Source organism: Mycobacterium genavense ATCC 51234 (assembly GCF_000526915.1).
Lineage (GTDB): Bacteria > Actinomycetota > Actinomycetes > Mycobacteriales > Mycobacteriaceae > Mycobacterium > Mycobacterium genavense.
Window position 1 is genome coordinate 699,942 of sequence record NZ_JAGZ01000001.1, and the last position, 26,213, is coordinate 726,154.

At 67.8% G+C, this 26,213-nt stretch carries 18 protein-coding genes and 5 pseudogenes; 15 read left to right on the forward strand and 8 right to left on the reverse strand.

Going from position 1 to position 26,213, the window contains the following annotated elements; translation table 11 throughout:
- Positions 1-21: 21 nt before the first annotated feature.
- Positions 22-534: a DUF3558 domain-containing protein gene (locus T428_RS0103455; protein WP_156942849.1), complete on the forward strand. Its 513-nt coding sequence runs from the start codon at positions 22-24 to the stop codon at positions 532-534.
- Positions 531-1,079 (forward strand): DUF3558 domain-containing protein, encoded by a 549-nt coding sequence (locus T428_RS0103460; protein WP_025735370.1) that lies wholly within the window; start codon positions 531-533, stop codon positions 1,077-1,079. Before T428_RS0103455 ends, T428_RS0103460 begins: the two co-directional genes overlap by 4 nt.
- Positions 1,080-1,081: 2 nt before the next feature.
- On the opposite strand, the gene T428_RS0103465 is transcribed toward T428_RS0103460, so the two are convergent.
- Entirely contained in the window at positions 1,082-1,585 is a 504-nt protein-coding gene (locus tag T428_RS0103465; protein WP_025735371.1) for a SixA phosphatase family protein, read from the reverse strand.
- 293 nt (positions 1,586-1,878) lie between these two features.
- Here T428_RS0103465 and T428_RS0103470 point away from each other — a divergent pair, with 293 nt between their 5' ends.
- The 3 genes and pseudogenes from T428_RS0103470 to T428_RS31595 form a co-directional block, all read left to right on the forward strand.
- Positions 1,879-3,048: a metallophosphoesterase family protein gene (locus tag T428_RS0103470; RefSeq protein WP_025735372.1), complete on the forward strand. Its 1,170-nt coding sequence runs from the start codon at positions 1,879-1,881 to the stop codon at positions 3,046-3,048.
- The gene (locus T428_RS0103475; RefSeq protein ID WP_025735373.1) at positions 3,045-5,666 is read left to right on the forward strand and encodes an AAA family ATPase; all 2,622 of its coding nucleotides are present in this window, start codon (positions 3,045-3,047) and stop codon (positions 5,664-5,666) included. Before T428_RS0103470 ends, T428_RS0103475 begins: the two co-directional genes overlap by 4 nt.
- Positions 5,667-5,730: 64 nt before the next feature.
- Positions 5,731-6,945: pseudogene (locus tag T428_RS31595) on the forward strand (alpha/beta hydrolase); the annotation flags it as partial.
- 21 nt (positions 6,946-6,966) lie between these two features.
- Here the strand turns inward: T428_RS31595 and T428_RS33960 are convergent.
- From T428_RS33960 to T428_RS0103500, 4 genes are read right to left on the reverse strand one after another with little or no spacing between them, the layout of a single operon-like run.
- Complete coding sequence (locus T428_RS33960; RefSeq protein ID WP_051465101.1) at positions 6,967-8,655, reverse strand: ABC transporter family substrate-binding protein; 1,689 nt, start codon at positions 8,653-8,655, stop codon at positions 6,967-6,969.
- A complete protein-coding gene (locus T428_RS0103490; RefSeq protein ID WP_025735375.1) occupies positions 8,645-10,489 on the reverse strand; it encodes a dipeptide ABC transporter ATP-binding protein in 1,845 nt (614 codons plus the stop codon). The genes T428_RS33960 and T428_RS0103490 overlap by 11 nt, the downstream gene beginning before the upstream one ends.
- Positions 10,486-11,424 carry an ABC transporter permease gene (locus tag T428_RS0103495; RefSeq protein WP_025735376.1) on the reverse strand — a complete coding sequence of 313 codons (939 nt, stop codon included), beginning with the start codon at positions 11,422-11,424 and terminating at the stop codon, positions 10,486-10,488. The genes T428_RS0103490 and T428_RS0103495 overlap by 4 nt, the downstream gene beginning before the upstream one ends.
- On the reverse strand, positions 11,421-12,398 hold the full coding sequence (locus T428_RS0103500; RefSeq protein WP_025735377.1) for an ABC transporter permease: 978 nt from the start codon (positions 12,396-12,398) through the stop codon (positions 11,421-11,423). Before T428_RS0103500 ends, T428_RS0103495 begins: the two co-directional genes overlap by 4 nt.
- 173 nt (positions 12,399-12,571) lie before the next feature.
- On the opposite strand from T428_RS0103500, the gene T428_RS0103505 reads away from it, so the two are divergent.
- The 8 genes and pseudogenes from T428_RS0103505 to T428_RS0103540 all read left to right on the forward strand — a co-directional run bounded on the left by T428_RS0103505 (position 12,572) and on the right by T428_RS0103540 (position 19,828).
- Positions 12,572-12,916, forward strand: a complete 345-nt coding sequence (locus T428_RS0103505; protein ID WP_025735378.1) for a lsr2/espR transcriptional regulator — start codon at positions 12,572-12,574, stop codon at positions 12,914-12,916.
- 4 nt (positions 12,917-12,920) lie between these two features.
- A pseudogene (locus tag T428_RS25395) lies at positions 12,921-13,402 on the forward strand (NADH-quinone oxidoreductase subunit B family protein).
- Positions 13,403-13,470: 68 nt separating this feature from the next.
- Positions 13,471-15,378 (forward strand): proton-conducting transporter transmembrane domain-containing protein, encoded by a 1,908-nt coding sequence (locus T428_RS0103515; protein ID WP_036467103.1) that lies wholly within the window; start codon positions 13,471-13,473, stop codon positions 15,376-15,378.
- Positions 15,379-15,383: 5 nt separating this feature from the next.
- Positions 15,384-16,230: pseudogene (locus T428_RS25400) on the forward strand (respiratory chain complex I subunit 1 family protein).
- 10 nt (positions 16,231-16,240) lie between these two features.
- A complete protein-coding gene (locus T428_RS0103525) occupies positions 16,241-16,903 on the forward strand; it encodes a hypothetical protein (RefSeq protein ID WP_025735380.1) in 663 nt (220 codons plus the stop codon).
- Positions 16,903-17,674: pseudogene (locus tag T428_RS25405) on the forward strand (proton-conducting transporter transmembrane domain-containing protein); the annotation flags it as partial. The gene T428_RS0103525 and the pseudogene T428_RS25405, both read left to right, overlap by 1 nt.
- 175 nt (positions 17,675-17,849) lie before the next feature.
- Positions 17,850-18,365 carry a polyadenylate-specific 3'-exoribonuclease AS gene (locus T428_RS0103535; protein WP_025735381.1) on the forward strand — a complete coding sequence of 172 codons (516 nt, stop codon included), beginning with the start codon at positions 17,850-17,852 and terminating at the stop codon, positions 18,363-18,365.
- A gap of 74 nt (positions 18,366-18,439) precedes the next feature.
- The gene (locus tag T428_RS0103540; RefSeq protein ID WP_025735382.1) at positions 18,440-19,828 is read left to right on the forward strand and encodes a class II 3-deoxy-7-phosphoheptulonate synthase; all 1,389 of its coding nucleotides are present in this window, start codon (positions 18,440-18,442) and stop codon (positions 19,826-19,828) included.
- Here T428_RS0103540 and T428_RS0103545 read toward each other — a convergent pair.
- A complete protein-coding gene (locus T428_RS0103545; protein ID WP_025735383.1) occupies positions 19,825-21,267 on the reverse strand; it encodes an FAD-dependent oxidoreductase in 1,443 nt (480 codons plus the stop codon). The genes T428_RS0103540 and T428_RS0103545 overlap by 4 nt on opposite strands.
- 223 nt (positions 21,268-21,490) lie before the next feature.
- Between T428_RS0103545 and T428_RS35265 the strand changes: the two genes are divergently transcribed.
- Both T428_RS35265 and T428_RS25415 read left to right on the forward strand, forming a co-directional pair.
- Positions 21,491-22,717, forward strand: coding sequence for a PPE family protein (locus T428_RS35265; protein ID WP_025735384.1), 1,227 nt, complete (start codon positions 21,491-21,493; stop codon positions 22,715-22,717).
- A gap of 471 nt (positions 22,718-23,188) precedes the next feature.
- Positions 23,189-24,275, forward strand: a pseudogene (locus T428_RS25415) (methyltransferase).
- Here T428_RS25415 and T428_RS0103560 read toward each other — a convergent pair.
- The gene (locus T428_RS0103560) at positions 24,200-24,934 is read right to left on the reverse strand and encodes a TetR/AcrR family transcriptional regulator (RefSeq protein WP_025735385.1); all 735 of its coding nucleotides are present in this window, start codon (positions 24,932-24,934) and stop codon (positions 24,200-24,202) included. The pseudogene T428_RS25415 and the gene T428_RS0103560 overlap by 76 nt on opposite strands.
- 35 nt (positions 24,935-24,969) lie before the next feature.
- A complete protein-coding gene (locus T428_RS0103565; protein WP_051465102.1) occupies positions 24,970-26,202 on the reverse strand; it encodes a protein kinase domain-containing protein in 1,233 nt (410 codons plus the stop codon).
- Positions 26,203-26,213 lie beyond the last annotated feature (11 nt).

Below are 26,213 nucleotides of genomic sequence, written 5' to 3' on the forward strand. Positions count from 1 at the left end.
GTGCAAGCCCTTGCGGCCCTGATGATCGTTATCCCGGCGGTTGCGGGCTGCTCGGGTTCCGGCGACAACAAGCCGGGCGGGACGTCCTCGTCGTCGCCGGGCAACGCCGCGGGGCACCACGGACCGATGTTTCCGCAATGCGGCGGCATCAACGACCAGCAGGTTGCCGAGCTGACCAAGGTCAGCGGTCTGATCAACACGGCGCGCAACTCCGTGGGCTGCCAGTGGCTGGCCGGCGGTGGCATCCTCGGCCCGCACTTCTCCTTTTCCTGGTATCGCGGCAGCCCGATCGGACGCGAGCGCAAGACCGAGGAACTGTCGCGCGCCAGCGTCGAGGACATCAACATCAACGGCCACAGCGGTTTCATCGCGATCGGCAACGAGCCGAACCTGGGCGACTCGCTGTGTGAGGTCGGCATCCAGTTTCAGGACGACTTCATCGAGTGGTCGATCAGTTTCAGCCAGAAGCCGTTCCCGCCGCCGTGTGACATCGCCAAAGAACTGACTCGTCAATCGATTGCGAACTCGAAATGATCACACGACGTGTCCGGACGGCGCTGGTCATCCTGACCAGCGCGCTGATGGTCCTGACCGGCTGTTCGAGGTCGATCGCGGGTAACGCCGTCAAGGCCGGTTCCGGCGGCGTGCCACGCAACAACAATTCCCAGCAGCAGTATCCGAACCTGCTCAAGGAATGCGAAGTCCTCACCAGCGACATCCTGGCCAAGACAGTGGGTGCCGACCCGCTCGACATTCAGAGCACGTTCGTCGGCGCGATCTGCCGCTGGCAGGCCGCAAACCCGGTCGGCCTGATCGACATCACCCGGTTCTGGTTCGAACAGGGCAGCCTGAGCGAGGAACGCAAGGTCGCCGACTTCCTCAAGTACAAGGTGGAAACGCGGACGATCGCGGGGGTGAATTCGATCGTGATGCGCCCGGACGACCCCAACGGCGCGTGCGGGATGGCCAGCGACGCGGCCGGTGTCGTCGGCTGGTGGGTCAACCCGCAGGCACCCGGTATCGACGCCTGCGGGCAGGCCTTCAAGCTGATGGAGCTGACGCTGTCGACGAACTCCTAGCCTCAGCGCGGGACGTGAAAGTCGGTCAGCGCCGCTTGGCCTCGTTGCAGGTCTTTCCAGTCGCCGGTGACCTTCAGCACCGCGATCGCCGAGGTCGCGTATTTCTCCGAAATGCGTTGCACGGCATCGTCATTGGTGCACTCAGCGCCCGCTAGGCCGAGCGCCAGTGCCGACATGGTCGGTTCGTGTCCGACGACGAGCAGGGTGTCGACGCCGTCGGGAACCTCGTTGATCTCGTCGATCATCGTGCCCGTGGTGGTGTCGTAGAGGCGCTCGCGGTATTGCACGGGCGCGTCGATGCCGGTGTTGGCCAGGGTCTGACGCGCGCGGGTGGCCGTGGAGCACAGCACCGCGTCGATGGCGGGTTGATGGGCGCGCAACCAGTCGCCGCCGATCCGTGCTTCCCGGATACCGCGGGGTGCCAACGGCCGGTCGTGGTCGACGACGCCGGGCGGATAGCCGGATTTCGCATGCCGCATCAGCAGCAGGGTGCGCTCACCATTCACGCGACCCACGCTAGCCAATCGTGACGGCGGGTCGTCACGGTCGGTGAGGAGTTTGTCGGTGGTAGGTGCACGGGGGAACGCACCCACCGACAAAAACCGGGCGTTGTGACTGCAGAAAGACAAGTGACACACGAGGTTTCACCAGCGAGCGACCACGGCAACGTGTCGCTACAAGGCGGGCAAATCCGACACCGCGCGAAGGCATGCCGACGCACGTCCCAAGACTTGTCGGTGAACGCCCTTAGACTTCGCGGTGCCTTGATAGCCACGTCATTGTCGAAGGGGGCGCCGGAATGCGATTCCTGCACACCGCCGACTGGCAGCTGGGCATGACCCGACACTTTCTGGCCGGGGACGTCCAGCCGCGGTACTCGGCCGCCCGGCGCGACGCGGTCGCCGGCCTGGGCGCTCTCGCGACCGAGGTCGGCGCCGAGTTCGTCGTGGTCGCCGGTGACGTCTTCGAACACAACCAGCTCGACCCGAAGGTGATCGGGCAGTCGTTGGAAGCCATGCGCGCCATCGGTATTCCCGTGTACCTGTTGCCCGGCAACCACGATCCGCTCGACGCGTCGTCGGTATTCACTAGCGCGCTGTTCACCCGGGAATGCCCGGACAACGTCGTGGTGCTCGATAGCGCCGGCCCGCATCGGGTGAAGCCGGGCCTCGAGATCGTCGCCGCGCCCTGGCGATCCAAGGCGCCGACCACCGACCTGGTCGCCGAAGTCCTCGACGGTCTCGAAAACCCTGACGCCGTCACCCGGGTGCTGGTCGCCCACGGCGGCGTCGACGCGCTCGACCCCGACCGCGATAAGCCGTCGCTGATTCGGCTGGCCGGTCTGGAAGCGGCGCTGGCCCGTGGCGCGATCCACTACGCGGCACTGGGGGACAAGCACTCGCTCACCCGGGTCGGCGAGAGCGGTCGGGTGTGGTATTCGGGCTCGCCGGAAGTCACGAATTTCGATGACGTCGAAGCCAATCCGGGTCATGTCCTGGTCGTCGACATCGACGAAACGAACCAGGTGACGGTGACGCCCCGGCACGTGGGGTGTTGGCGGTTCGTCACCGTGCACCGGCAGGTCGACACCAGCCGCGACATCGCCGACCTGGACTTGAACCTCGATCTGATGACCGAAAAGGATCGCACCGTGGTGCGCCTGGCGCTGACGGGCTCGCTGACGGTCACCGACCGGGCCGCGCTGGATGCGTGCCTCGATCGATACGCGCGGCTGTTCGCCGACTTGCGCACCTGGGACAGCCACACGGACCTGGCGGTGATACCGGCCGACGGCGAGTTCACCGACCTCGGCATCGGCGGGTTCGCCGCCGCGGCCGTCGAAGAGCTGGTGGCCACCGCGCGCGGAGACGACGGCGACTTCGCCGCCGACGCCCAGGCCGCGCTGGCACTCTTGCTGCGCTTGACCGCATCGACAGAAGTGCGGGCCGCCGACCGGAGGTCGGCATGAAGCTGCACCGACTCGTCCTGACGAACTACCGCGGGATCGGGCACCGCGAGATCGAGTTTCCCGACCACGGCGTGGTTGTGGTGAGCGGCGCCAACGAAATCGGCAAGTCGTCGATGATCGAGGCGCTGGACCTGTTGCTGGAATCCAGGGACCGCTCGACGAAGAAGGAAGTCAAGCAGGTCAAGCCCACCAACAGTGACGTCGGCTCCGAGGTGACAGCCGAAATCAGCAGCGGCACTTACCGTTTCATCTATCGCAAGCGCTTCCACAAGAAACCTGAGACGGAATTGACAGTGCTGGTTCCGCGCCGCGAGCAGCTGACCGGCGACGAAGCCCACGAACGGGTCCGCAGCATGCTCGCCGAGACGGTGGACAACGAACTGTGGCACGCTCAGCGCGTGCTGCAGTCGACATCCACGGCCGCAGTGGACCTTTCCGGCTGCGACGCCCTTTCGCGTGCACTGGATGTCGCGGCCGGGGACCAGGCGGCGCTGTCCGGTAACGAGCCGCTGCTCATCGAGCGGATCGATGCCGAGTACGCGCGCTACTTCACCCCTACCGGGCGTCCTACCGGCGAGTGGGCGGCGGCGATCGCTCGGCTGTCCGACGCCGAGGCCGCGGTCGAACAGTGCCGGGCGGTGGTCGCCGAGGTCGACGACCGGGTGCGCCGCCACGCCGAGCTGACCGAGCAAGTGGCCGAGCTTTCCCAACTGCGGCTTGCCGCCGGTCCGCGGTTGGCCGTCGCGCAGGCTGCCGCCGACAAGGCCGCGGAGCTCACTCGCCAAGTGCGGGAAGCAAAGCTGGTCGCGGCCGCCGCGGCGGCGACCAGCGCCGCAGCCGACGCCGCGCACACCGGCCGGTCGCGTCTGGTCGCCGAGATCGAGACTCGCACGGCCGCCGTCGTCGCCGCCGACACCGAAGCCCGGCAAGCCGCCGAGGCGCAGACGGCCGCGCAGGCCGACGCCGAAATGGCCGGTGCCGCAGTACAGGAGGCCACCCGGGTGCTGGCCGACGTGGCGCGCCGCGTCGAATCCGCCCGCCGCGCCGTGGACCAGCTCGCCGAGCGTGACGAGATCGACCGGCTGAGCGCCCGGCTGGCCAAGATCGACGCCGTGCGGCGCGACCGGGACCGGGTCGCCGCGGAGCTTTCCGAGGTCGTACTCACCGAGGGACTATTGCGCCGAATCGAAAGTGCCGCAGCCGCTGTCGATCGCGCCGGCGACCAACTGACGTCGATCTCGGCGGCGGTCGAGTTCACCGCCACAGCCGACATCGAATTCGCGGTCGGCGAACAACGGGTGTCGCTGTCGGCAGGGCAAACCTGGTCGACCACGGTCACCGGAACGACGGAGGTCGAGGTTCCCGGTGTCCTCACCGCGCGGATCACTCCCGGTGCGACGGCACTCGATTTGCAGGCGAAATACGCAGCGGCACAACATGAGCTGGCCGCGGCGCTGGCCGACGGTCAGGTCGGCGATCTCGCCGCGGCGCGATCGGCGGATCAGCACCGCCGCGAATTGCAGAGCAGCCGCGACCAATTGAGCGCGACGCTGGCCGGACTGTGCGGCGACGACGACATCGAGCAGCTCCGCGACCGGCTGGCGCAACTGCGTGCCGGCCACCCGGCCGAGCCGGATCTGTTCGCCACCGACATCGCGTCGGCGCGTGCCGAACTGGAGGCCGCGCAGGCTGCCCTCCTGGCCGCGGAAGCCGACTGCGAGACGCGTCGTCAGGCCGCCGCGGCGGCCGACGCCCGGGTTGCCGAGACCTCCACCCGGGCAACGTTTCTGCTTAACGAAGCGACAACCCAACGAGCCGAACTGGTTAGGGCCACCGATCAGCTGGCGCAGGAGCGGGCCGCGGTGACCGACGAGGATCTGGCCGCATCCGCGGAAGCCGGGCAGCGGGCCGCGCAATCCGCGCAGCACCGAGCCGTCGAGCTGGCCGAGGAATTGGGCGCCTTGGCACCCGATGCGGTGACCGCCGAATTGGCCGCGGCCACCGAGGCCGCCGAGTCGCTGCGCGTCCGTTACGAAGACGCGGCCCGTACGTTGCGAGAACTCGCCATCGAGCTCTCGGTGTTCGGCAGCGAGGGCCGCCAAGGCAAACTCGACGCCGCGGAGGTCGAGCGCGAGCACGCCGCCAGTCAGCACAGCCGGATCGGGGGCCGGGCCCGCGCGGCACAGCTGCTGCGTTCGGTCATGGCCCGCCATCGCGACACCACCCGGCTAAGCTACGTCGAGCCCTACCGCGCGGAGTTGCAGCGGCTCGGGCGTCCGGTGTTCGGGCCCAGCTTCGAGGTCGACGTCGACACCGACCTGTGTATCCGCAGCCGGACCCTGGACGGTGTCACGGTGCCCTACGACTCGCTGTCCGGCGGGGCCAAGGAGCAACTCGGGATTCTGGCGCGGTTGGCCGGTGCGGCCCTGGTCGCCAAGGAGGACGCCGTTCCGGTCGTCGTCGACGACGCACTCGGGTTCACCGACCCCGACCGGCTGGCCAAGATGGGCGAGGTGTTCGACACCGTGGGCGCCCACGGCCAGGTGATCGTGTTGACGTGTAGCCCCGATCGTTACGACAGCGTGAAGGGTGCGCACCGCATCGAGCTCACTGCGTAGGGCCCCGGGCGCGCAGCAGCGGTCGCGCTGCTGACCGGGAGCGACCCCGGCAGAATGGGCAGCGATGACCATGAACTGCAAGCGGCGCCGGATGCACGAACGGCTTGCGGCAATGCCGGGCGTCCGGCCGGTGCGCAGGCCGATCGCTCCGAGCAGCGCCGAGGAGTTCGACCTCTACTATGTGCGCACCGGCCGCAAGTCCGCCCACCCGCTGGTGGTCATTCCGGGCGGGCCGGGGGTGGCCTCGCTGCAGGTCTACAAGGGATTGCGGCGTCGCGCCGCCCTCGCGGGTCTCGACGTCATCATGATCGAACACCGCGGGATCGGCATGTCGCGGCACGACGACGCCGACCACGATCTGCCGCCCGAGGCGATCACCGTCGATCAGGTCGTCGACGACGTCGCCGCCGTGCTCGACGACGCGCACGTGGACTCCGCGGTCGTCTATGGCACGTCGTACGGTAGCTACATCGCGGCGGGCTTCGGCGTACGCCATCCCGGCCGGGTGCACGCGATGATTCTCGACTCCCCATTGCTGTCACGACACGACATCGCGCTCGTGCGCGGCGCCGTGCGCGGTCTGCTGTTCGACGGCGATTCCCCGGAAACCGCTGCCTTGGCGCCCAAAATCCGCAAGCTGATCGACACCGGGGTGATGACCGAAACGGCCGGAGAGATCGCCACCACCATCTACGCTTACGGCGGCGCCGCGCTGCTGGAGCGCGAGCTCGACTTGCTGCTCAGTGGCCGAATGATGGTGTGGCGGATGCTGTCCCGCTTCTCCGGCCTGGTCGCCCGCAATGTCGCATACCGCCACGAGATCGATCTGGTGAGCCGCATCGCGTTCCGCGAACTCGACTGCGCGGCCGAGCCCGATGGCCTGCCGCTGGATCCTGCGCTGGCGCTGCGTGAAATCATCAGCGAAACAGACGCTTTCGAAGCCGAGCCGTACGATCTGGTGGCCGAGATGCCGAAGTTCACCTGGCCCACGGTGATGATTTCCGGCGGCCGCGACCTGGTGACACCGCGGGCCGTGGCGGAGCGGGTGGCCTCGCTGGTGCCCAACGCGCTGTTGTTGCCATTGCCGACGATGGCGCACAGCGCCGTGGACTTCCGTGAGCCCGCCGCGCTGATGATCGCCGCCGCGGTGTGCCGCGGCGACGTCGACACGCTCGCCGGTCGCGGACCCGCGCTGGACACCCTGCTGGCCCGTCCCGCCATGCGTGTGCTGTGGAAGGCGGTCGAGCTGGCCGCGATCGCGGAGGGCGCCCTGCCGGTGCTGACGCGCTGTGGCGGCGGCTCAGGTCCGCATGAACCCGATCGCGGTGTAGTCCACGTCGGCCAGTCCGGCCGCACCATAATTGGCCAAATCACGCCGTACCGCCCGGTTGCCGGGCGACTGAAACAGTGGCAGGTTGAAGCCTTCCTGCCAGATCATCTGGTCAACCTGATTGGCTAGGGAACGCTCCTTGTTCTGGTCCAGCTCCGACAATGTCTCGGCGATCTTCGCGTCGATCGCGGCGTTGCCGATCCTGCCGAAATTGCTGTCACCGTCCGAGGTGTAGATCTGCGGAAGGGCAGACAGCGGGAAAGCATTGCCTTCCCAACCGAATTGGGCGATGTCGAAATCGCCGACCCCGATGTACTGGCTGAAAAAGCCATTCCCGCCTTTGACGTCGAGCACCAGCTTCACCCCGATCTGCGCCAGACTGTTCTGCGCCACCATGGCGATCTGCCGGTTGGATGCCGCGTCGAAAAGGACGTCGCGGACGACGAGCTGTTTGCCGTCCTTCTCCCGCACCGCACCGTTGAGCTTCCACCCCATGGCGTCCAGCTCTCGGCGGGCCGCCCCCGGGTTGTAATCGCCTGGCGCGCTGTTGTTTTGATAGCCGACCTGTCCGGCCACATAGACGTGGTTGTTCAACGGCTCGGGATCAGTGGTCAGACCGTGCTCGACGACGTCGACGATGGCCTGTCGGTCGATACCCTGGCAGATCGCCCGGCGCAGCCGCTCGTCGGCCATGATCGACCCCGGGGCACCGTTGAACGTTAAGTGGAACCAGGTGGGGGCCGGCGCGCGCCGGATCACAATGCCGGGCGTGCGCTGGGCGGTCACCATGTCGTCGAGCGTCGTGATACCGGCGGCGTCGATCGCGTTGTTCTGCAGGGCGGGGATGATCGCGGAGACGTCGAGCACCAGGAAGGTGATCGAATCCAGCCGTGGCTTCCGGCCCCACCAGCGGGGATTGCGGGTCAGCACGATGCGCTGCGCGGTCCGGTCGATCGTCGACACGATGAACGGCCCGGCGGACGGGCCGGGGCCTTCCAGCTGACCCTTGTTGAAGACCTCCGGATTGGCGGTCATGCTGCGCGGTTGCATCCCGCCGGCGAACATGCCGCGCCATTCGGCGTACGGATCGGAGAAGGTGACCACGGCCTGGCGGTCGTCGACGCCTCTGGTCACCGACTTCACCCGTTCGAACCCGGCCCGGCTGGCGATCAAGTACCGCTTGTCGCGGCCGCTGCACGCGTCCACCTCCGACTTGAGGTCTTCCCACGTGATCGGCGTGCCATCGCTCCAGGTTGCCTTGGGATTGATTGTGTAGGTGACGGTTTGGGGGTTGGTCCCGGTCAGCTCGGCGCCGGTGAAGTAGTCGGTGTTGAGCTGCAGGCTGCCGTCGGCCTGGGTCATGAACGCCCCGGGCTGGGTGGCCGCCAGCACCGCGGCGGTGTCGGAGGTGTTGCCGTCGATGTTCAACTGGTTGAAGTTGTCCGGGAATGCCGTCAGCGGCAGGCGCAGGTTGCCGCCGTCGCGCAGCGTGTCGGGGTCCTGCGGGTTGATGTCGCTGGTGGCGCCGAGCTGAGCCGCCCGGGTCTCCGGCAGGTCGTCATACCCGCTCGAACATCCGGTCACCAGCACCGCGAGCGCCGCGGCCTGGGCCGCGAATTTGCGGGGGGTCACCGTCACCCCGCCGATGCTAACCCGCATCGGCGTGCGCTCGGGGAACGGCGGCCAGCAGCCGCCGGGTGTATTCGTGCTGCGGTTTGGTGAAGACCTCATCGCCGTCGCCCTGCTCGACGATGGTGCCCCGGTAGAGCACCACCACCTGGTGCGCCAGGTGTTTGACGACGGAAAGATCGTGTGAGACAAACAGATACGACAGACCAAACCGGTCTTGCAGGTCGAGCAGCAAGTTGATGATCCCCGCTTGGATCGAGACGTCGAGCGCCGACACCGGCTCGTCCAGCGCCAGTATCTTGGGCTGCAGCGCCAGCGCCCGCGCGATGCCGATGCGCTGCTTCTGCCCCCCGGAGAACTCGGCCGGGTAGCGGGTGGCGTCGACGTGGCGCAGCCCGACGATGTCGAGCAGTTCGGCGACGCGCGCGTCGGCATCGGCCTTGGGAAATCCGTTCGCTTGCAACGGTTCGGCTATGCCTTCGGATACCGGCAGCCGGGGATCCAGGGATGCCACCGGGTCCTGGAACACCACCTGGATGTCGCGGCGCAGCGAGCGCCGGCCTTCCGGATTCAACGCCGCGACGTCGGCGCCGAGCACCTCGATCGAACCCGATTGCGGCGCACTCAATTCCAAGATCTGTTGCAGGGTAGTCGATTTGCCCGAACCCGACTCGCCGACGATCGCCAGCGTGCGGCCCTGCCGCAGGGTGAAGCTGACGCCGTCGACCGCCCGCACCTCACCCACCCGCCGGCGGAACACCATGCCCTTGGTGAGCAGGTAGGTCTTGCGCAGGTCGGCCACCCGTAACACCGTCGCACCCGCCTCGGCCCCTGTATCGAGGTCCGGTGGCGCGGTTGTGACGTCGAAGATCTCGGCGGCAGAACGACCCGCGACGTCGTCGGTGCGGATGCACGCCGCCCGGTGGTCCTGCGCGACGGTGATCAGCGGAGGTTCAGCGGCACCACATTCGTCGATCGCCAGCGGACAGCGCGGCGTGAACGGACAGGCGTCGGGGGCCAGCGTCGAAAGATTAGGTGGTGCATCGGGAATCGGAACCAGCCGGGTGCCCTGCGGGGCATCCAGCCGCGGTGCCGAACCGAGCAACCCGACCGTGTAGGGCATCCGGCGGTCCCGGTACAAATCGTCGACGGTCGCGATCTCCACCTCGCGCCCGGCGTACATGACCATGGCCCGGTCGGCGAACTCCGCGACCACCCCCAGGTCGTGGGTGATGATCAACACGCCCGCCCCGGTGACGTCGCGGGCGGTGCGCAGCACGTCGAGAATCTGGGCCTGCACGGTGACGTCCAGCGCGGTGGTGGGCTCGTCGCAGATCAGCAAGTCGGGGTCGTTGGCGATCGCGATCGCGATCACCACCCGTTGCCGCTCGCCGCCGGATAGCTCGTGCGGGAACGCTTTTGCGCGGCGGTCCGGCTGCGCGATACCGACCAGCTCCAGCAGTTCGGTGGCCCGGGCGCGGGCCGCGGCGCGGCCGACGTCGCGGTGGTGCACCCGGATGGCCTCGGCTATCTGGTCCCCTACGGTATAGACGGGGGTCAGCGCTGACATCGGGTCCTGGAACACGGTGCCGATCGTCTTGCCCCGGATCCGTGACATCTCCTGGTCGGACAGCCCGAGCAGCTGCTGGCCGTGCAGCCGCACCGAACCGGACACCTGGGCGTACGGGGGCAGCAGCCCGATCACCGCCATGGCGGCGGTGCTTTTGCCCGAGCCGGATTCGCCCACGATCGCCAGCACTTCGCCCGGGTCGATGTGGTAGGTCGCCCCGCGCACCGCGGGGACTCGTGCATCCCCGGTGTCGAACGTGACGCCGAGGTCGGTCACTTCCAGCAGCGCCGTCACCGCGGCCGCCCGACCGGCTTGGTTTTCTTGCGTCGAGCCGGCTTCGCGCTCGGATCGATGGCGTCACGCAGTCCGTCACCGGCGAGGTTGGCGCACAACACGATCAGGATCAGCGCCGCACCCGGGAACAGGAAGACCCAGGGGAAGGTGGTCGCCGACGGAGTGCCCTCGGCGATCAGGGTGCCCAGCGACACGTCCGGCGGCTGGACGCCGAATCCCAGGAAGCTCAACCCGGTTTCGGCCAGGATCGCGAACCCCACGTTCAGCGTCGCGTCGATGATCAGGATCGAGGCGACATTCGGAACGATGTGGTGCATGATCACCCGTCGGCTCGACACGCCCATATACCTTGCGGCGCGGACGAATTCGCGTTCCCGCAGGCTCATCGTCAACCCGCGCACCATCCGGGAGCTGACCATCCAGCCGAACGCCGCCAGCAGCGCGATCAGCCAAAGAACGCTGTGCGAATGCTTGGTGCGGGGCGTGACGACGGCAATGAGCAAAAAGCTTGGCACCACCAGCAGCAGGTCCACCAGCCACATCAGCGTTCGGTCGCGCCAGCCCCCGAAATAGCCGGCGATCGATCCGACGGCGGTGGCCAGGCTGGTCGAGATCACGGCGACGCACACGCCGATCAGTAGCGACTTCTGCATGCCGGTCAGGGTCCGGGCCAGCAGGTCCTGACCCAGCGCATTGGTGCCGAACCAGTGTCGCGGCGACGGCGGCTGCAGCAGGGCGTGCAGGTCCAGATCGGTATAGCGGTACGGTAACAGCGGCGGTAACGCGTAACAGCCGATGAACGCCAACGCCAGCAGGATCAACGCCACCGCAGCGGGCTTGTTGTGAAAAAAGCGGCGAATCAACAGGTTTCGGCGCGACGCGAACGTCGCAACCGGATGCACGCCGGACCGTACCGGGGCGGTTTCTGGTGTCATGAAACCCGCACCCTCGGATCCAGTGCCGCGTAGATCACGTCGGACAACAGTCCTGCCAGCAATACCGCCGCGCCGGAGAAAAGCGTGATCGCGGCAACGACGTTGGCGTCCTGGGTCGCGATTCCCGACACCACCCATTCGCCCATGCCGTGCCAACCGAAGATTTTCTCGACGAACACCGCGCCCACCACCAGCCCGCTCACGCCGTAGGCGAACAAGGTGGCCATCGGGATCAGTGCGGTGCGCAACCCGTGTTTGAACAGCGCGCGCCGCCGGGTCAGGCCCTTGGCGCGTGCCGTCCGGATGAAGTCCTCACCGAGCACGTCGAGCATCGCATTGCGTTGGTAGCGGCTGAAACCCGGGATTGCGCCCAGGGCCAGCGTCAGGGTGGGCAGAACCATGTGCTGCAGGCGCTCGGTGAGCGCGTCGACGGGTCCATCGGGCGGCAGGGGTGAGGTCTCCCCGGTGTACTGGAAGATCCCCATGCCCACGAACATGTTGATCCGCAGGGCGCCCAGGATGAGCAGGCTAGCCAACACGAACGACGGGATGCTCAAGACGATCAGCGACAGCACCGTGATCACCCGATCGCTGAGCCGGTACCGGCGCACCGCACCCCAGGCGCCTACGACGACGCCGATCAGCGTGCCCAGCACCGAACCGGTCACCACCAGCCGCAGGCTCACCCCGACCCGGCGCCACAGCTCCTGGGCGACGGGGTGACCGCTGACCGTCACCCCGAAGTCACCGCGCACTACCCCGGAAATCCAGTCCGCGTACCGCAGGACCACCGGCTTGTCCAGGCCCAGCGCGACGGCCTTGGCGTGAATGGCCTCCGGCGGCGGGGTCGGGTGGCGCTGGATGAAGCTGTCGAGCGGATGAAACGTCTGCGAGGTCAGCAGGAAGGTCAGGAAAGACGCAAGCACCAACAGGACGACGTAGTTGAGGAACCGCCGAGCGAGGTACCGGATCATGCCCGGCGGGCCTGCCTGCATCGCATGGGGACAGGTTAGCGAGCCGACCGCGAGCCGGTTCGGCTCACGGTTGCCGGCCCCGTCGACCTCCGGTCAGCCGCGACGACACCGAGCCGTATGATGACTTCTTCAACTGATCAACTAAAGGAACGTTGAATCGTTCAAGAACAAAGGTGGAGTCGAATCCCCTTTACAAGCTCAAAGCCGACTTTTTCAAGACGCTTGGGCACCCGGCCCGCATCCGGAACCTCGAGCTGCTGGTGCAGCGCGACCGCTCGGTCGGGGAGTTGCTGGCGTCCGATGTCGGACTCGAGGCGTCGAACCTTTCCCAGCAGCTGGCGGTGCTGCGCCGGGCTGGTGTTGTCGTCGCGGACCGCGACGGCAACGTCGTGACCTACTCGCTCGCCTCGCCTGACATCGCCGAACTGCTCGCGGTGGCCCGCCAGGTAATGGCCCGGGTGCTGACAGATCGGGTCGCGGTGCTCGAAGACCTGCGCGCCGACCCTGCGGCGAATTAGCGCCATGGGATGGTTCGCCAAAATCCTTCGCGTCGGCCGGATCGTCGAAGCCGCGGCGCCGGCCGGGCCGTCGGCAACGGCACCGCCGGCGGGGGTGCGAGGGTCGCTGCAGATCCGGCACGTCGACGCGGGTTCATGCAACGGATGCGAGGTCGAGATTTCCGGAGCGTTCGGCCCGGTGTACGACGCCGAGCGGTTCGGGGCACGGCTGGTGGCCTCGCCCCGGCACGCCGATGCTCTGCTGGTGACCGGGGTGGTGACGCGCAACATGGCCGACCCGCTGCGCAATGCCCTTGCTGCGACGCCGCGGCCGCGGGTGGTGATCGCGTGCGGCGACTGCGCCCTGAACCGAGGGGTGTTCGGGGATGCCTACGCCGTCGCGGGTTCGGTGGGGGAGGTGGTGCCCGTCGATGTCGAGATTGCGGGATGTCCACGCCCACACCGGCCGACATCGTCGCGGCGCTGCGATCGGTGACGGGGAAGTGACGACAACCACGTCGACCGTCGTCGCGACGTCGACACCAAATGTGTTGTCAAGAACCGGTTTTGGCCGAATCATCGGCGGCGTGACCACGTCCGCCGTGGGCATCGTCGGGGTGTGCCTGGGCTTGCGGGGCATGTTCGGATCGGTACGTCCGGCCGATATCGACTGGCTTCTCCCGCTGTCCGGCGTACGGATCAAACTCGACCCACTCGGCGGATTCTTCGTGGCGCTCACGGGCGCGGTCGCGGTCCCGGTGGGTTGTTATGCGATCGGGTGCGCCCGGCGCGAGCGGCTGGGTTCGACCACGCTGGCGGTGCTGCCGGTGTTCGTCGCGGCGATGGAACTGGTGCCGGCCGCGGGATCGGTCCCGACCTTTTTGCTGGCCTGGGAGTTGATGGCGGTCACGTCGCTGATGCTGGTGCTGTCCGAGGACACCCGGCCGCAGGTCCGCTCGGCGGGTCTGTCGTACGCGGTGATGACCCAGCTCGGGTTCGTCGCGATCCTGGTCGGGCTGATGGTGTTGTCGGCGGCCGGCGGATCCGACCGGCTCGCCGACCTCACCGGGGTGTCCGGCGGGGCCCGCGCCACGGTGTTCGTGCTGACGTTCGCCGGCTTCGGGTCGAAGGCGGGGTTGGTGCCGCTGCACGCCTGGTTGCCGCGCGCCCATCCCGAGGCGCCCAGCCCGGTGTCGGCGTTGATGAGTGCGGCGATGGTCAACCTCGCTATCTACGGCATCGTTCGCTTCGATCTGCAGTTGCTCGGGCCGGGGCCCCGCTGGTGGGGGCTGGCGCTGATGGCCGTCGGCGCCATCTCCGCGCTGTACGGCGTGCTGCAGGCCTCGGTGGCTACCGACATCAAACGGCTGCTGGCCTATTCGACGACCGAGAACATGGGCCTGGTCACGTTGGCACTCGGTGCGGCAACGCTTTTCGTGGACACCGGTGCCCTCGGTCCGGCGACGATCGCCGCGGCCGCCGCGGTGGTGCATCTGATGGCGCATGCGGCGTTCAAGAGCCTGGGCTTTTTGGCGGCCGGATCGGTGGTAGCCGCGACACACCTGCGCGACCTCGACCTGCTCGGCGGACTGGCCCGCCGGATGCCGATCACCACCGGGTGCTTCGGGGTGGCGGCGCTGGGCGCCTGCGGGCTGCCGCTCGGCACCGGCTTCGTCGGTGAGTGGCTGCTGGTCCAGTCCCTGGTCCACGCCGCCCCCGGAGACGATCCGATGGTGGCGCTGACGACACCGTTGGCCGTCGGCGCGGTCGCACACGCCACCGGTCTGAGTGTGGCCGCAATGGTCAAGGCGTTCGGGATCGGATTCTTCGCCCGTCCCCGCTCCAGCCAGGCCGCCGGCGCGGGTGAGGCGCCGGCCAGCATGCGCGCCGGCATGGCGGTCGCGGCGGGCGCCTGCCTGATCCTGGCGATGGCGCCGGGGCTCGTCGCGCCACTGGTGCGACGGACCATCGCAACGCTGCCGCTGGGCCGCGCGGTCGCATTCACCGACTTCGGCACCGTGGTGCGATTGCCCGGTGTGCCGGGTTCGATCGCGCCCGGCGTGATCGCCGCCGGTGTCCTCGGCGCGGCGCTGGTGGCGTCCGGGCTGACCCTGCTGCGTTCCCGGCGGCGGCCCGAACCGGTCGAGTTGCCGCTATGGGCTTGCGGCGCCGCTGATCTCACCGAGCGGATGCAGTACACCGCCACGTCCTTCGCCGAGTCGCTGCAGCGGGTCTTCGGGGAGGTGCTGCGCCCCGATACCGACATCGAGGTGATCCCGACGGCCGAGACGCGCTTCATGGCCGACCGAATCGCCTACCGGACCGCGATCACCGACGCGATCGAACAGCGCCTGTATACCCCGGTGGTCGGCGCGATCGGGGCCATGGCCGGGTGGATGCGGCGCGCTCACGCCGGCAGCGTGCACCTCTACCTGGCCTACGGTGCGCTGGGCGTGCTGATCGTGCTGGTGGCGGCCAAGTGAACGCGATGTCCTACGTCGCCGGTGCGGCGCAGCTCGGCGTGGTCACGGTGGGCGCGCCGCTGGTGGTCGGTGTGACGCGTCAGGTGCGGGCCCGCTGGGAGGGGCGCGCGGGCGGTGGCGTGCTGCAGCCGTGGCGCGATCTACTCAAACAGCTTGGCAAGCAACAGATCACGCCGACGGGAACGACGATCGTGTGCGCCGCCGCACCCGCGGTGGTCGCCGCACGGTTGCGCTCACCCTGGTCGGCATCGACACGGGCACCTCGTTCGGCGGTATGGGCGCCAGCCGCGAGATCACCATCGCCGCCCTGGTCGAGCCGACCATCCTGCTGGCGGTGTTCGCGCTGTCCATTCCCGCCGGGTCGTCCAATCTCGGTGCGCTGGTGACCAATACGACCGCGCACCCCGATCACGTCATGTTCTTGACCGCGGTGCTCGCCTTTGTCGCGCTGGTCGTCGTCATCGTCGCCGAAACCGGGCGGCTGCCGGTCGACAACCCGGCGACCCACCTGGAGTTGACGATGGTGCACGAGGCGATGGTGCTCGAATACGCCGGCCCCCGGTTGGCGCTCGTCGAATGGGCGTCCGGGATGCGGCTGACGGTGCTGCTGGCGCTGCTGGCAAACCTGTTCCTGCCGTGGGGATTGCCGGCGCGACCCCCACCGCGCTCGAGGTGTTGACCGGGGTGGTGGCGATCGTGGCCAAGGTGGCGTTGCTGGCCGCGTTGCTTGCGACGTTCGAGGTGTTCGTCGCCAAACTTCGATTGTTCCGGGTGCCCGAACTGTTGGCCGGTTCGTTCCTGCTGGCCCTGCTCGCGGTCACCGCCGCCAACTTCTTCACCGTCCGCGCGTGAGGGCTCAGCGATGACCGACGCCAACTTCTCCACCCTGGTGGACTTCGCCGCCGGCGGACTCGTGCTGGCCGCCGTCCTGATCGTGTGGCGCCGCGAGCTGTCCGCCATTGTCCATCTGCTGGCCTGGCAGGGCCTGGCACTGGCCGCGATCCCGGCACTGCGCGGCATCCACGACCACGATGTCGCGCTGATCGGCGTGGCCGTCGCCGTGCTGGTGCTGCGCGTGGTGGTGTTGCCGTGGCTGCTCGCCCGCGCGGTGGGAGCCGACGTCGTCGCGCGACGCGAGGCCACCCGGCTGATCAACACCACCAGTTCGTTGCTGATCACCGGCGGATTGACGGTCGCCGCGTTTGCGATCACGCAGCCGGTGGTCGACCTGGAGCCGGGCCCCAGTACCAGCGCCGTGCCCGCCGCGTTCGCGGTGATGCTGATCGCACTCTTCGTGTTGACCACCCGGCTGCACGCGGTCTCGCAAGCGGCCGGATTCCTGATGCTGGACAACGGGATTGCCGCGACGGCGTTCCTCCTCACCGCGGGAGTTCCGTTGATCGTCGAACTTGGAGCCTCACTGGACGTGCTCTTCGCCGTCATCGTGATCGGCGTGCTGACCGGCCGGCGGCGACACGCCTTCGGCGACGCCGATTTGGACAAGCTGCAGGAACTGCGCGACTGATGACCGTGTTACTGCTCACCGCGATCCTTGCCCGCGGCCGCAGCATCCGTTGCCGCCCTGGCCGGCGGGTGGCAGCGCGTGACGGCGGCGCTGACAGTGCTGTCCGCGGTCGCCGTGCTGGTGTGCGGCGTGGCGCTGGGCATTCGGGTCGGCGCCGGTACCGGGTTCGCGCTCGGCGGGCTGCTGCGAGCCGATGCGCTCACGGTGACGATGCTCATCGTGATCGGGACGGTCGGCACGCTGGCCACCTGGGCGGGCATGTCCTATATCGACGGCGAACTCGAGCGCGCCCACACCGACGAGCGTGGTGCCCGCCTATACGGCGTACTGACACCGGCGTTCTTGGCGGCGATGGTCCTCGCGGTGTGCGCCAACAACATTGGTGTGGTGTGGGTGGCGATCGAGGCCACCACGGTGATCACCACCTTCCTGGTGGGGCATCGCCGCACCCGCACCGCGCTGGAAGCGACCTGGAAGTACGTCGTGATCTGCTCGGTCGGCATAGCGGTCGCATTCCTGGGGACCGTGCTGCTGTACTTCGCCGCGCGCGACGGCGGGGCACCGGCCGCGCACGCGTTGAACCTCGATGCCCTTGCCGCGCATGCCCACGGCCTGAATCCCGCCATAGCGCGGCTGGCCGGTGGGCTGTTGCTGATCGGTTATGGCGCCAAGGCCGGACTCTTCCCGTTCCACACCTTGCTGGCCGACGCCCACAGCCAAGCTCCCGCGCCCGTCTCCGCGCTGATGAGCGGGGTGCTGCTGTCGGTTGCCTGTGGCTGCAGTGCGCGATCGCCGGTACACCGCGGCTGCCCGACGACCGCCTGGTCGACGCCCAGCTCGACCACGACGTCCATCCCGCGGCGCCACCCGAGGGGACCAAGCCGATCCTGATCGCCAGATAGCGGGGACTGGGCTGACCGTCGGCCTCCTCGCCTAGGCTTTCTTGGTGCGGTACTTCTACGACACCGAGTTCATCGAGGACGGCCGCACCATCGACTTGATCTCGATCGGGGTGGTCGCCGAAGACGGTCGCGAGTACTACGCCGTGTCCACCGAATTCGATCCCGGGCGGGCCGGCGCCTGGGTGCGCGCCAACGTGCTGCCCAAGCTGCCGCCATCGGCCTCGCAGCTGTGGCGCTCGCGCCAGCAGATTCGCCAGGACCTGGAAGAGTTCTTCGGCATCTTTGACGGGGAGGCCGCCGAACCGATCGAGCTGTGGGCCTGGGTGGCGGCCTACGACCACGTTGCGTTGTGCCAACTGTGGGGGCCGATGCCGGGACTGCCCAAGGCGATACCGCGTTTCACCCGGGAGCTGCGCCAACTGTGGGAGGACCGGGGATCGCCGCGGTTGCCGCCGCGGCACCGCGACGTCCACGACGCGCTGGTCGATGCCCGCGATCAGATGCGCCGATTCCGGCTGATAGTCTCCGGCGACGACGCGGGCGCGAAAGCGACCCGATAAATAGCCCCGGCCCGAGCTGCTGCGCGCATCGACGAGTGGCGTTAGCCCAGGCTGGCCACAGATATCATGGACCGATGAACTGGACCGTCGACATACCGATCGACCAGCTGCCTGCACTGCCGCCGCTGCCCGCTGACTTGCGGACCCGGCTGGACGCCGCGCTAACCAAGCCGGCCGCTCAACAGCCGGCCTGGCCCGACGAGCAGGCCGCGGCGATGCGCACGGTCCTGGAATCCGTTCCGCCGGTGACGGTGCCGTCCGAAATCGTGCGGCTACAGGAACAACTCGCCCAGGTCGCCAACGGCGAGGCGTTTCTTTTGCAGGGCGGCGACTGCGCCGAGACGTTCGTCGACAACACCGAGCCTCACATCCGCGGCAACGTCCGCACCCTGCTGCAGATGGCGGTGGTGCTGACCTATGGCGCCAGCCTGCCGGTGGTCAAGGTGGCCCGCATCGCCGGTCAGTACGCCAAGCCGCGCTCGGCCGACATCGACGCGCTGGGCCTGAAGTCCTACCGCGGCGACATGATCAACGGCTTCGCCCCGGATGGCGCCGCGCGCGAGCACGACCCGTCGCGGCTGGTGCGCGCCTACGCCAACGCCAGCGCGGCGATGAACCTGATGCGGGCGCTGACGTCGTCGGGGTTGGCTTCGCTGCATGGCGTGCACGACTGGAACCGGGAGTTCGTCCGGACCTCGCCGGCCGGTGCCCGCTACGAGGCGCTGGCGGCCGAGATCGACCGCGCGCTGAGCTTCATGAGCGCGTGCGGCGTGGCCGACCGCAACCTGCAAACCGCCGAGATCTACGCCAGCCACGAGGCCCTGGTGCTCGACTACGAGCGGGCGATGCTGCGGTTGTCCGAATCCGAGGGTGGCGAGCCCCAGCTGTACGACCTGTCGGCGCACACGGTGTGGATCGGGGAGCGGACCCGGCAACTCGACGGCGCCCACATCGCGTTCGCCGAGGTGATCGCCAACCCGATCGGCGTCAAGCTCGGCCCGACGATGACACCCGAGCTGGCGATGGAGTACGTCGAGCGCCTGGACCCGCACAACAAGTCGGGACGGCTCACGCTGGTCAGCCGGATGGGCAACAACAAGGTCCGCGATCTGCTGCCGCCGATCATCGAGAAGGTGCAGGCCACCGGCCACCAGGTGATCTGGCAGTGCGACCCGATGCACGGCAACACCCACGAGTCCTCCACCGGGTACAAGACCCGTCATTTCGATCGCATCGTCGACGAGGTGCAGGGCTTCTTCGAGGTGCATCGCGCGCTGGGCACCCACCCGGGCGGCATCCACGTCGAGATCACCGGCGAGGATGTCACCGAGTGTTTGGGTGGCGCACAAGACATTTCGGACCACGACCTGGGCGGCCGCTACGAGACCGCCTGCGACCCGCGGCTGAACACTCAGCAATCACTGGAGCTGGCGTTCCTGGTCGCCGAGATGCTGCGCGACTAACTTCGCACCGTAACCGGCTCGGGTTGCGGGGCGGCCACTGCAGCGACGGAATGCTGCGGCGACCGGGTGAGCAGCGCCCGCAGATTGGCCAGTACGATGCGCGGTATCAGGGCGGGATCCCGCAGCCGCGACGGTGGGTCGACGAAGTTAAAGATCCGAAAGAAGCGTTCGGTCAGCACAACATCGTGGGCGGCGGCTTTGAGCGCGGCCCTGGACATCCAGCGGGATAGCCGCTGCCACATGGAATTCCGGTCGTGAGTCGGGGAAGTGACCCGCGACCTGGCTTGATTGGCGGCCCACGTCTCGCCGATGTAGTGCGCCGTCGCCCGGAAATAACGTTGTGCCAGGCCGGTTCTGCCGACGCTGAGGCACTCGCGCAGGGTCAGCGCTTCCAGGGCGGCGATCGTCATGCCCTGACCGTAGGTCGGGTCGAGGCTGCACAACGCGTCGCCGATCACCAGCAGCCCCGCGGGAAACCGCGGCATCCGGTCATAGCGCCGCCAGACCGCGGCGGTGTGGCGATGGGTGACGGCCTCGCCGAGGGGCTGGGCATTGCGCAGCCCCTCGGCGATCGCCGGGGGAAGACTCTGCTCGGCGATCGCAAGCATCGAGGCGAAATCGGTTGGCGGGTCGCCGGTTTCGGCCGGTTGGCCTATCGCCAGCATCCACATATCGTGCTCGCAGGCGAGTAACAGGCCGCCCGGCTGGCCGCCTCCCGGGTTGAACAGCACCAGCCGTTGGGCGATGGAGCCGTCGGGGATGCTCAACTGTTGGGTCGAGTAGCCCAACCGGGTCTGCGCCCGGAGCTCGGCGGGCCGTTCGAATCCCAGCTTGTCCAGAAACGCCGGGGTGCGCGCCGCCCGGCCCCTGGCATCCACCACCAGATCGGCGTCCAGCGTCGTGAGAAACCCGTTGTGGCGCCTGATGATTCGCACGCCGTTGACGATGTCCGCGGTGGTGACGAGCTCGGACACGTCGTGTCCGTCCAGGAAGGTCACGTTGGGCAGGGCCTTGACGCGCCGGCGCAGGTGATACTCCACAAACGGCCGGCTGGCCAGATGAATCGCCAGCGCGGCCGGATCGGCGAATCTGCCGGACGTCTTCATCTCGTAGCGCCCGAACCGCACGTAGAAGTTCGACAGCTCACCGTCGTCGACGACGCCCGCCCCGGCCCGGGCCAGGTCGGGTAACAACGCGGGAAACAGTTCCTCCAGCACCTGCAGGCCGCGGCTGTGGAAATTATGGACATGGCGACCCTGAGGGATGCCCCGGCGATGACACGGATAGTCGGGCAACCTATCCCGCTCGACCACACTGACCGAATCGTAAAACTCCGAAAGTACGCGCGCGGCAAGTAAACCCGCCATTCCGGCACCCAGTACGACTGCGTGCTCGCCGAGCCGGTTCGGCGAGTCGACGCCGAGCGTTGTCGAACTCATGCAGCAGCACGCTACACCAAAAATAAGAAAAATAAGATATTCTTGAGGTTACATTAAGATTCGTGTCGCCCGCTCATCCGTGCGGCTTGCCGTCACGCATCGTTTAAGTCCATTTTCTGGTGCCGGACCACGGTGGTGGCTATATCTATGGCCGTTTGAAAAAAAATTCAATGACTATTGAAATTGAAATAGCCGTCCGCCAACCGCGGGAAGGACCGAGGACATGGACTTTGCGTTGCTACCGCCGGAGGTCAACTCCGGGCTCATGTACGCCGGCCCCGGGTCGGGGCCATTGCTGATAGCCGCGGCGGGCTGGAACGCGGTGGCCGCCCAGCTCGAGTCGAACGCGAGCGGTTATGCGGCCGAACTGGCCGGATTGACCGGCCCGGCGTGGTCCGGACCCTCGTCGTTGCTGATGACCGCCGCGGCCATGCCGTACGTGCAGTGGCTGTCTGTAGCCGCCGCCCAGGCCGCGCAGACCGGCGCCCGGGCCTCCGCGGCGGCGGCGGCTTACGAGGCGGCGTTTGACATGACGGTGCCCCCGCCGGAGATTGTGGCCAACCGGATACAGCTGACGACGTTGGTCGCAACCAACTTCTTCGGACAGAACACCCCGGCGATCGCGGCGACCGAAGCGCAGTACATGCAGATGTGGATTCAAGACGCCACCGCCATGTATGGCTACGCGGCCGATTCCGAGGTCGCCAGCACCCTGAACTCATTTGACGAGCCGCCGCAGACCACCAGTTCGACCGGGCAAAACGCCCAGGCCCAGGCGGTGGCGCAGGCCACCGAACAGGCCACCGAAAACGTCACCAGCGCCACCCAGCAGGCGACCATGCAAACCCTCAGTTCCGACGTTGACTTCGTCGGGCCCGTCGGTCCGGACCAAACCGTGACCGTCTCGCCGGACAGCACTATCACCCTCGGCACCAACACCGGGATGCTCCTGAACAGCGGCTCGATCACGGTCATCGGTCCCGGCACCCAACTCGTCACCTACGGCTCGGTCATCGTCAACCCCGGCAGCGCGGTTCAGACGATCATCGACTGTACTGAGGACGGTGTGGTGATTCCCGTCAACACCCTAGTCACTGCAGGATCGAGTCCCGTGATCCTCACTCCGGGGCCGTATCTGGAGGTTTTGGTCAACCTCCTCGACGGCTCCGCCACCCTCCATTGCGTCGGCGTGGGGCAGGTCGCCGTCGTGACCACCGCAAACACCGCGACCGCCCTCGCCGGCTCCGGGGGCGCGTCCATCACCAACGCCTACGGCGCCGTCGCGGTCGCTTCCTCCGTTTCCCCCATCGTCCCGAGCACGTCGAGCACAGTGGCGGCCCCGCTGGCCGGGTTGGCCGCGCCAGGCCTGGCGGGCACGGCGGGCATCCAGCCCCAGCTCAACGTCGATGCGCTGCTGGATTCGGTTCAAGCCGCAACCGCCGCAGGCTGAGGGTGGGCATATGCATGGCTGGGTCGCCGCGCCGAGGGCGGCTGGCAACTGACAGCGAGAAACGTTGTGCGGCAAGGTATTCGGCAGGCAGCCCTGGCCGATCGAGTATAGCGCCCGATCGACCAGGGCCGCGACAGGATTGCTTGATTCACCGATTGCCGCTGGGGCATTCGGCGCGCTGCGGCATCACCCCGCTGCGACCCCGAGGGGCGGTCCCGCATCGGGCGCGGTGGCCGCGGGAACGCATCCGCTCGCCGTTATGGCGGTGAAGGCGAGGATCGCCGCAACGACGACCTTGGTGGCTAGACGTGGCATGACGACTCCGTTCGTTCGGCCCCTCCCGGAACTCGATGTCGAAACAGCAATTTTTTCAATAGATATTGAAAAAATTGCTGTTTGCGGGCATAGTCCATTAGCGACTGGGCGAGCGGTCGCGCGGCACCGCGCTCAGACGAGGAAGGTAGTAGTCATTTGACGTCTAAAGTGCCGCCGGCCAAGGTCGCCCGAGCCGTGGAACGGGCCCGCTATCAACTGTCACGACTGCGCCAACGGTCCGCGCCGGCTGCGGCGGTGATGATGGAATTGATCCTGAATGCGTGGGTCGCACAGGCAATTACGGCCGCGGCGGATCTCGGCGTGGCAGATGCTCTGGCAGCTGGCCCGCTGTCCGGGGAGCAGCTGGCCGACCGGGTGGGCGCCGACGCCGACGCCCTGAGGCGACTCATGCGCGCGTTGATCGGCATCGGCATTTTCCGCCAGCGCCGCGACGGCCGCTATGCACTTACCCCACTCGCGGCAACACTGTGCACCGACGCCCCCCGTGTCGATGGCCGGGATGGCGCGGTGGGTCGGGTCGCCCCAGCATCGCGAGCACTGGAGCCATTTGACCGACGCGATCCAGACCGGGCATCCGGTGGTCCCCGAGCTGCGCGGCAAACCGCTTTTAGAGTACCTGGCCGACGAGGCGGAGCTGGGGGCGGTTTTCAACTCCGCCATGACCAATCTGTCCGAGTTCGCGATCGTGCCCTTGACCGCCGCCTACGACTTCGGTGCGTTCGGCACGATCGTCGACGTCGGTGGCGGACACGGCCGGCTGTTGGCCGCGATCCTGGAGACGGCCCCGCGTTCGCGCGGCGTGCTGTTCGATCTTCCCGAGGTGGTGGCGGGCGCACCCGAGTTGTTGCGCAAATTCGGAGTCGACGACCGCGTGCGGATCGAACCGGGATCGTTCTTCGATTCCGTGCCGGAGGGCGGTGACGCCTATGTGCTCAAGAGCGTCATCCACGATTGGCCCGAAGAAGACGCGGTCCGCATCCTGAAGAACGTCCGCACCGCGGCCCGCGGTGGTGCGCGACTGTTGTTGTGCGAGTTCGTCATTCCCAACCACGACCGCGACTTCCACGGAAAGTGGATGGGCATCGAGATGCTGGCCGTCGCCGGCGCCCGCGAACGCACGGCGGACGAGTACGGGCGGCTGTTCGATCAAGCCGGTTTCCGGATGAACCGCGTCGTCGACACGGTGTCGCCGCTGTCCATCGTCGAGGCAACCGCGGTGTAGTTATTGCCCGGCGGTTCCAGTCCCAGCTCGTCGGCGGGGGCGGTTAGGAACCGATGTACCGCAGGCCCCAGCAGCCTGACCACCTCGTCGACCCCGAGCGACGTCAGGGGTGGAACACGCATGACGTATCGCAGCATCGCGGTGCGGACGAGGTTGGTCGCGGCCAGCATCGCGCGCAGTCTCGCATCGTCGCCGCCGCCCAACGCGCCGGACACCGCGGTCATCAGCGCGCCGGACACCGCGGTCATCAGATAGTCGTGCAGGAAACCCCGAAACGCATCGTTGGCATCGGTGTTCGACGTCGCCGACTGGATCATCGAGGCCATGCTTGCGGCCGTCTCGGGATGCTCCCAGATACTCAGGTAGGCGCGCACCACGCGGAAGCCCAACTCGTCGTCTTTCTCGGCGATCACGCTGGTCAGCAAGTCGGCCGGCAGGACCAACTTCATCGACTCGCGAAACAACGCCGCCTTGGAGCCGAAGAGATACAGGACCATCGACGGATCGACTCGCGCGTCGTCGGCAATCGCTCGCAGGGTCGTCTTGTCATAGCCGTGCGACGCGAACTGCCGCTTGGCCGCACGCAGGACGACGTCGCGCGATACCGGCTCGCCCTGGCGTCTGCCGCGCCGCTTGATCGTTTTCCCAGGTGACGACACCTGCGAACGATAGCATTTCAACTGACATTGAAAAACTACCCGGCCGTCAGCAGTCCGGTCAGGTTGCTGCCAATCGTCCAGCCGGCCGTCGCGGCCAGGCCGGTCAGCGCCAGCACCAGTGCCACCCAGATCAGCACCATGCGGCGGTTTTGCTGACGGGCGAGGGCGAATTCGCTTATCGCGATGCCGGCGAATTCGCCTGTGACGGATTGGTATTCGGCTTCGCTGTGGCTCCCGGGTTCGGGTTCCGGCCAGTCGCCGGGTCCGCGGCTCAGCTGGCGGGTGGGCGGGCGCACCGCCGCAGGCGGGGGCGGCGCCGCGGGCCGCTGCTGCGTCATCCGGCTGTGGTGCAGTGCCGCCGAGCGATGCTGGGCGGAGTTGCGTGGCGCCGGCACCCGGAAGTCGGGCAGGTCCAACTCCTCGGCGATCGCCTCGACGTCGGCGAGCATCTCGATGGCGTCGGCGTACCGCCGCGCGGCATCGCGCGCGGTCGCACACGCCACGAGGTCGTCGAATTGGGTTGGCACACCGTCGATCACGCTGCCCGGACGCGGCACGTCGTGGTCGAGTCGTTGGTAGGCGACCGACAGTGGGGAGTCGCCGGTGAACGGCGCGCGGCCGGTCAGCAGTTCGTAGGTGAGGATCCCGGCGGCGTAGACATCGCTGCGCGGGCCGGCATTGCCGTCGCGCACCTGCTCGGGCGACAAATAGGCCGCCGTGCCCAAAATGACACTGGTAGAGGTGATCCCGGCGGCCGCGACCGCACGTACCAACCCGAAATCGGCGATCTTGACGTCGCCGTCGTCGGAGATCAGCACGTTCTCGGGTTTGACGTCACGATGCACCAGCCCGGCGCGGTGCGCGGCGGCCAGCCCACCCAGCACGGGGCGCAGCACCGCCACCACGGCATGCGGCGGCATCGGGCCGCGTTCGGCCAGCAGCTCGCGCAGGGTGCCGCCCTCGATGAGCTCCATTACCAGAAACGGGTGCCGCGCGTCCAGCCCCTGGTCGTAGACCGCGACCAGCCCCGGATCCTTGAGCCGGGCGACCGTGCGGGCTTCCAGCTGGAAGCGGGTCAGGAACTGGCTGTCACCGGCGTAGCGCGAATCCATCACCTTCAGCGCGACCGGGCGGTCGAGCCGGATATCGAGGCCGTGGTACACCGTCGAGGTCCCGCCGCTGGCGATCTTGCCCTGCACCAGATAGCGGCCGTCCAGCAACGTGCTGTTCAACGGGTCGCCCGGGCCGGGTCTGCTCACGGGGGCCATCGTAGGTGCGG